Annotated in this window: 7 protein-coding genes; 4 read left to right on the plus strand and 3 right to left on the minus strand. The window is 70.3% G+C overall.

Features of this window, described 5'->3' with window-relative positions:
- Positions 1-121 precede the first annotated feature (121 nt).
- The 3 genes from C1A38_RS32235 (at position 122) to C1A38_RS20995 (ending at position 1,563) form a co-directional block, all read left to right on the plus strand.
- Entirely contained in the window at positions 122-253 is a 132-nt protein-coding gene (locus C1A38_RS32235) for a hypothetical protein (RefSeq protein WP_275409870.1), read from the plus strand.
- 43 nt (positions 254-296) lie between these two features.
- Positions 297-1,232: a GNAT family N-acetyltransferase gene (locus C1A38_RS20990; protein ID WP_102659468.1), complete on the plus strand. Its 936-nt coding sequence runs from the start codon at positions 297-299 to the stop codon at positions 1,230-1,232.
- Between the two features lie 88 nt (positions 1,233-1,320).
- On the plus strand, positions 1,321-1,563 hold the full coding sequence (locus tag C1A38_RS20995) for a hypothetical protein (RefSeq protein ID WP_233196934.1): 243 nt from the start codon (positions 1,321-1,323) through the stop codon (positions 1,561-1,563).
- Positions 1,564-1,631: 68 nt separating this feature from the next.
- Here C1A38_RS20995 and groL read toward each other — a convergent pair whose 3' ends face one another.
- The 3 genes from groL to C1A38_RS21015 all read right to left on the minus strand — a co-directional run bounded on the left by groL (position 1,632) and on the right by C1A38_RS21015 (position 5,204).
- Positions 1,632-3,254, minus strand: a complete 1,623-nt coding sequence (groL, locus tag C1A38_RS21000; protein WP_102659469.1) for a chaperonin GroEL — start codon at positions 3,252-3,254, stop codon at positions 1,632-1,634.
- Between the two features lie 275 nt (positions 3,255-3,529).
- Entirely contained in the window at positions 3,530-4,432 is a 903-nt protein-coding gene (locus C1A38_RS21005; protein ID WP_102659470.1) for a hypothetical protein, read from the minus strand.
- A 568-nt stretch (positions 4,433-5,000) separates the two neighbouring features.
- Entirely contained in the window at positions 5,001-5,204 is a 204-nt protein-coding gene (locus tag C1A38_RS21015; RefSeq protein WP_018787966.1) for a cold-shock protein, read from the minus strand.
- Between the two features lie 218 nt (positions 5,205-5,422).
- Between C1A38_RS21015 and C1A38_RS21020 the strand changes: the two genes are divergently transcribed.
- Entirely contained in the window at positions 5,423-5,953 is a 531-nt protein-coding gene (locus C1A38_RS21020) for a GNAT family N-acetyltransferase (protein WP_102659471.1), read from the plus strand.
- Positions 5,954-6,070 lie beyond the last annotated feature (117 nt).

Raw genomic sequence — 6,070 nt, forward strand, 5'->3', positions numbered from 1 at the left:
CGCAATGTGAGCAGATCTCGTCAAGGGGTCACAAACGGTTCGTGAACTGCTATCTTGCAGGCTCATGCACGGTCATTCACCCGGCGCTCCCCTGGCGCCGTCGGTTGCCCGGTGGCGCGGCATGGCGCTGCTGGTCCTGCTGGGCGTGCCCGCCCTCGTCGTGGCCCTGTGCTGTGGAGCGATCCAGGTGGTCACCAAGTCCAGCGTCGACGATCCGTTGAGTGTCCGAGGCGGCATCAGCACCTCACCATGAGCGGGTCTGACACCGGATCGGCGATGATCTAGGGTCGGCAGCCATGGATGCCGAGACGACCGTCACCGAGTTGACCCTCGAACGGGCTCCCGAGGTGGTGCGACTGTGTCGACGGGCGCTCGACCTGCCGGAGGACGCGACCGAGGCCGAGCCACTCGTGACGACGCTCTGGGTACGCGCCGAGGCCGACCGGACGGTGCGAGTGTTCGGGGCGTACCGGGCCGGTGAGTTGATCGGCGTACTGATCTGTTCGTTGGCCGACGGCGACGGCCGCACGGGGCACGTGGACCTGGTGGCCGTGGAGCCACGCCAGCGGCGTCAGGGCGTCGGCCGGGCACTGCTCGGGCACGCCGAGCAGGCACTTGCCGAACTGGGCGCGGTCGAGGTGCTTCTCGCCGGCAACCCGCCGCACTACGCCTGGCCCGGGGTGGACGTCAGGTACACCCCGGCGGTCTGCCTGGCCCTCGCACTCGGCTACACGCAGGACCGCACGGCCTGGAACATGACCGTCGACCTGTCGTACGACGGGTCACCGGCGCTGCGCTCCACGGAGGCCGCCGAGACCCGCCTCGCCGGGCAGGGGGTGACCGTACGCCGTGCCGAGCCTGCCGACCTGCCGGCGCTCGCCGCCTTCTCCCGGGTCACCTTCGGCGGCTCCTGGGACGCCGAACTGGCCGGCTCGCTCGGACGCCCGGACGCCGGCTGCCACCTGGCCGAACGCGACGGCGAGCTACTCGGCTTCGCCGCCTACGGGTCGGCGCGGCCGAGTTGGTTCGGGCCGATGGGTACGGCACCCGCAGCCGAGGGATCCGGCATCGGCGGCGTCCTGCTGCGGCGCTGCCTGGCCGACCAGCGGGCCGCCGGGATCGAGACCGCACAGATCGGCTGGGTCGGTCCGGTGCCGTTCTATTCACGCAGTGCGGGAGCCCGGATCGAGCGGGTCTTCTTCCTGTATCGCCGGAGCCTCGACTCGGCGTAACCGGGCGAAGGGTGCATAGCCTCCGATAGCGCCGTTCGCCCGCCCGGGTCATCGACGCCCCTTACCGTTCGGTATAGAGGAGGCAGCCATGACCACGGACGACGATCAGGCCTCGGAGGCGTTGCCTGCCGGCTGGGCCCCGGTCCACGACCTGCCGGGCACACTGCCGATCAACCGGCTGGACTACGGCGACGCCGAGCAGCTGGCGGAGATGACCGGAACGACCGAAGCACCCGAGGAACCACTCATCCTGGTGGACGAGCCGGTGCCACACCGTCCGCCGTACGACCGGGCGCAGAAGCGGCGCAACCAGCGCCCCGTGCCCCGATAGGGAAGTCGCCCCGACAGGAAAAAGGGCGGACCGCTGACGCGGCCCGCCCTTTCAGGTTGAAGCTGGACTCAGAAGTCCATCTCCCCGCCACCCGGGCCAGCCGGGGCGGCCGGGGTCTTCTCCGGCTTGTCCGCCACCACGGCCTCGGTGGTGAGGAACAGCGCGGCGATCGACGCGGCGTTCTGCAGCGCCGAACGGGTCACCTTGGCCGGGTCGATGATGCCCGCGGCCAGCAGGTCGACGTACTCGCCGCTCGCGGCGTTGAGGCCGTGACCCGCGTCGAGGTTGCGAACCCGCTCCACCACGACGCCACCCTCGAGGCCGGCGTTGACGGCGATCTGCCGCAGCGGGGCGTCCAGCGCGATCTTGACGATCTGCGCGCCGGTCGCCTCGTCGCCGGTCAGGTCCAGCTTGTCGAAGGCGGTCTTGCCGGCCTGCACTAGCGCGACGCCACCACCCGGGACGATGCCCTCCTCGACAGCGGCCTTGGCGTTGCGCACCGCGTCCTCGATGCGGTGCTTGCGCTCCTTGAGCTCGACCTCGGTGGCCGCGCCGACCTTGATCACCGCAACACCGCCGGCCAGCTTGGCCAGACGCTCCTGCAGCTTCTCCCGGTCGTAGTCGGAGTCGCTCTTGTCGATCTCGGCCCGGATCTGGTTCACCCGGCCCTGGATCTGCTCGGCGTCACCGGCACCGTCGACGATGGTGGTCTCGTCCTTGGTCACCACGACCTTGCGGGCGCGGCCCAGCATGTCGAGACCGGCGGCGTCCAGCTTGAGGCCGACCTCCTCGCTGATGACCTGACCACCGGTGAGGATGGCGATGTCGGTCAGCATGGCCTTGCGGCGGTCACCGAAGCCCGGCGCCTTGACGGCGACCGACTTGAAGGTGCCCCGGACCTTGTTGACCACCAGGGTGGCCAGGGCCTCGCCCTCCAGGTCCTCGGCGATGATCAGCAGCGGCTTGCCGCCCTGCATGACCTTCTCCAGGATCGGGAGCAGGTCCTTGACCGACGAGATCTTGCTGTTGGCGATCAGGATGTACGGGTCGTCGAAGACGGCCTCCATACGCTCCGGGTCGGTCATGAAGTAGGCCGAGATGTAGCCCTTGTCGAAGCGCATACCCTCGGTGAGCTCCAGCTCCAGCCCGAAGGTGTTGCTCTCCTCGACGGTGATGACGCCTTCCTTGCCGACCTTGTCCATCGCCTCGGCGATGATCTCGCCGACGGTGTTGTCACCGGCGGAGATGGAGGCGGTGGAGGCGATCTGCTCCTTGGTCTCAACGTCCTTGGCGAGCTTCAGCAGCTCCTCCGAGACGCTGGCCACGGCGGCCTCGATGCCCCGCTTCAGGGCCATCGGGTTGGCGCCGGCGGCCACGTTGCGCAGACCCTCGCGCACGAGAGCCTGGGCCAGGACGGTCGCCGTCGTCGTGCCGTCACCGGCCACGTCGTCGGTCTTCTTGGCGACCTCCTTGACCAGCTCAGCGCCGATCTTCTCGTACGGGTCCTCGAGTTCGATCTCCTTGGCGATGCTCACACCATCGTTGGTGATGGTGGGGGCACCCCACTTCTTCTCGAGCACCACGTTGCGGCCCTTGGGGCCGAGGGTCACCTTCACGGCGTCGGCGAGCTGGTTCATGCCCCGCTCGAGGCCGCGGCGCGCCTCTTCGTCGAACGCGATCATCTTGGCCATACGGCGTTGTCCTCCTGGACACTCACGGGCCACCCGAGTGTGTGCCCCGGATGAACCGTCTGGTGTACGCACCTTGGGACGTCGCCACCTGGCGACGACGACGTCTCCTCGGCCGGGCCGGATAGCCCGCGACGACCGGCCACATGCCTCACCCGCGGTTATGCCACGAGCGCGGCCGTAGCCCCACCGTCCCGACCAGTTGGCACTCACACTACGCGAGTGCCAATGACTTGTTTAGCACTCTCCCCTGCCGAGTGCAAGCACGATGGCCCGGTTCAGCCGAGTTCGGCAGCCAGTCGCGCGCTGTTCACCGGACCCTCGTGGGCCCGCTGTTCGGCGTACGTGACCACCAGCCCGACCAGCTGGGCCAGATGTGCCGGCAGTCCCACCAGCGCCGCCCCGACGATCACCAGGACCGCGCCGACGGCGGTGTCCACGGCTTCGAGCGGCGCGGTGCCGAACGGCATGAGCACGACCCCCTCCACCACGCCGGCGACGAACCCGATGGCGATCACCACGCCGGCCGTCAACGCCACCCGGCCGAGCAGCAGCCCCAGCCGGTCGCGCAGCATCCGGTGCGAGCGGCCGAACGGATCGTGGCGCTCGAAGAGGTAGACCGGTCCGGCCATGGCCAGCGCGAAGCCCGCGTAGACACCGGGCAGGAAGCAGAGGCAGAAGCCGAGGGTCACGATCAGGCCGATGAGCAGCGTCCAGCCCCAGAGGCCGAACGCCCGGCGCACGCCGTAGCCGAATGCGCCCCCGAGACTGACCTGCGCACCGGCTGCCTGTCGGGCGACAACCCACGTGCCGGCGGCCCACCCGACACACTGCACCAGACCGAAGATCAGACTCCCGGCGACCAGCACACCCATCCACTTCGCCAGGTCGACACCGAAGTTGGCGGGCAGGGCCGCAGAGTCGGCGGCGAGCTCGGACTCCCACCGGGCCGACGGGTCGAAGATCAGCCCGAGCACCGACAGCGCCGCCGCCGGCAGCACCTGGGTCAGCACGACGATCGGCAGCAGCAGGCTCCAGCCCCGGCGCACCGCACCCCAGCAGCGGCTGAACCAACCATTGATACCCGCACCGGGCGGAGTGACCAGGGCGTCGGCGGGATCGAGCCCGTACGCCGCCGGGTCGTACCAGCCGTGGAAGGGCTGGCCGGGATAGACCGGCATCGGCTGTTGAGGATTGCCGACCGGCGGAGCCGGCTGGCCGGGATAGGCGGGATATCCGCCCCAGAGCGGCGGGTTACCCGGCGACCCGCCCGGCGGCGGACCGTACCCGCCCGGCGGCGGGGCTACAGGCGGGCCGTACCCGCCAGGTGGCGAGCCGTACCCGCCCGGCGGCGGGGCTACCGGCGGGCCGTAGTCGCCGGGTGGCGGGCCGTACCCGGCTGGCGGTGCGGCAGCGGGCGGTCCGTATTCACCAGGCGGCGTCGCGGAGGCCGGGCCGTACCCCTGCGGCGGAGGTGACGGCGGACCCGCGGTGGCCGGATCTCGTTGCGGCGAGGCAGGTGCCGTCGGGTCGGTGGGCTGCCAACTGGAAGCACCGACGGACGGGGCCGATTCGTCTGGTGACGAATTCGGTGGACCTGCCGGGGGTGGCTGGTCGGACATGAACCCTCCTCAGCGACAGCTGGTTCCGGCTCACGATCTTCCCTTGTGAGGTATCCGCACCGCAGCCCCCCTCCGGCCGCGACCACGCCACCCGTACCGACGGTCTGCCGGCGTGGGTGGAACGCACTCAGGCGATGAGGCGTACCCGCTCGGCCTGGGGGCCCTTCTGGCCCTGGGCGATCTCGAACTCCACCCGCTGGCCGTCGTCCAGCGCCTTGTAGCCGTCCATCTCGATCGCGGAGAAGTGGACGAACACGTCCTGCCCGCCGTCGACGGCGATGAAGCCGTAGCCCTTCTCGGCGTTGAACCACTTCACGGTGCCCTGTGCCACGGTGTTGTCCTCACTCTGCGCGGCGTTCCCCTACCTCCGGGCCGGGCCGGCGGCACGCCGGACGGCCCGAAACTCACCGTCTTCGGCAGTCATCGACGACCACGGAATAGGGTGACCGAAATCGCACGGTACACGAGGCGTGACGGCGGCGCACGACCACAAATCGGACATATTCTGACCAGCGACATCGTCGCTCGTCATTGTGATAGGTATGCGACATGATCAGCGCCCCGGGCGATGAGGCCCCGCTGCGGGCCGAGGTACGGCGGGTCCGACCGACGGACGCCGCCCGGATGCGCGCGCTGCGTCTGGAGATGCTCGCCGACGCGCCGTTGGCCTTCCTGGAGACGCTCGCCGAGGCCGCCGCCCGCCCGCACGCGGAGTACGCGGCCCGGATCCGTCAGACCTCGACCGGCGCCACGAATGCCCAGTTCGTCGCCGATCCGGGCGGCCGCCTGGTCGGCCACATCGGCGGTGTCGCCCACCCCACCGAGCGTGGGGTCACCCTGATCTACGCGGTCTACGTGACCCCGACGTGGCGCGGCACCGGCCTGCTCGCGGACCTGATTGCGGCGGTGGCAGCCTGGTCCCGAGCGCAACGGCGCGACGACCTGATGCTCGAAGTGGTGGTCGGCAACGACCGCGCCTACCGGGCGTACCAGCGACTGGGCTTCGTCGACACCGGCCTACGCGTCCCGCACCCCGTCATCCCCACCCTCCGCGAACTACAGATGCGCCGCCCCGCCTGACCACCACACCCACCGCACCCCACCCGGCATCGCCGGACGCAGCCCAACCCGGCAGGGGTTCCGGGGCAGCCCGACCCGCGCAGGGATCAAGCCTGACCGCCCGGAGCGGGTCGGGCT

It is taken from the genome of Verrucosispora sp. ts21 (assembly GCF_002879555.1).
Classification (GTDB): Bacteria; Actinomycetota; Actinomycetes; order Mycobacteriales; family Micromonosporaceae; genus Micromonospora; species Micromonospora gifhornensis.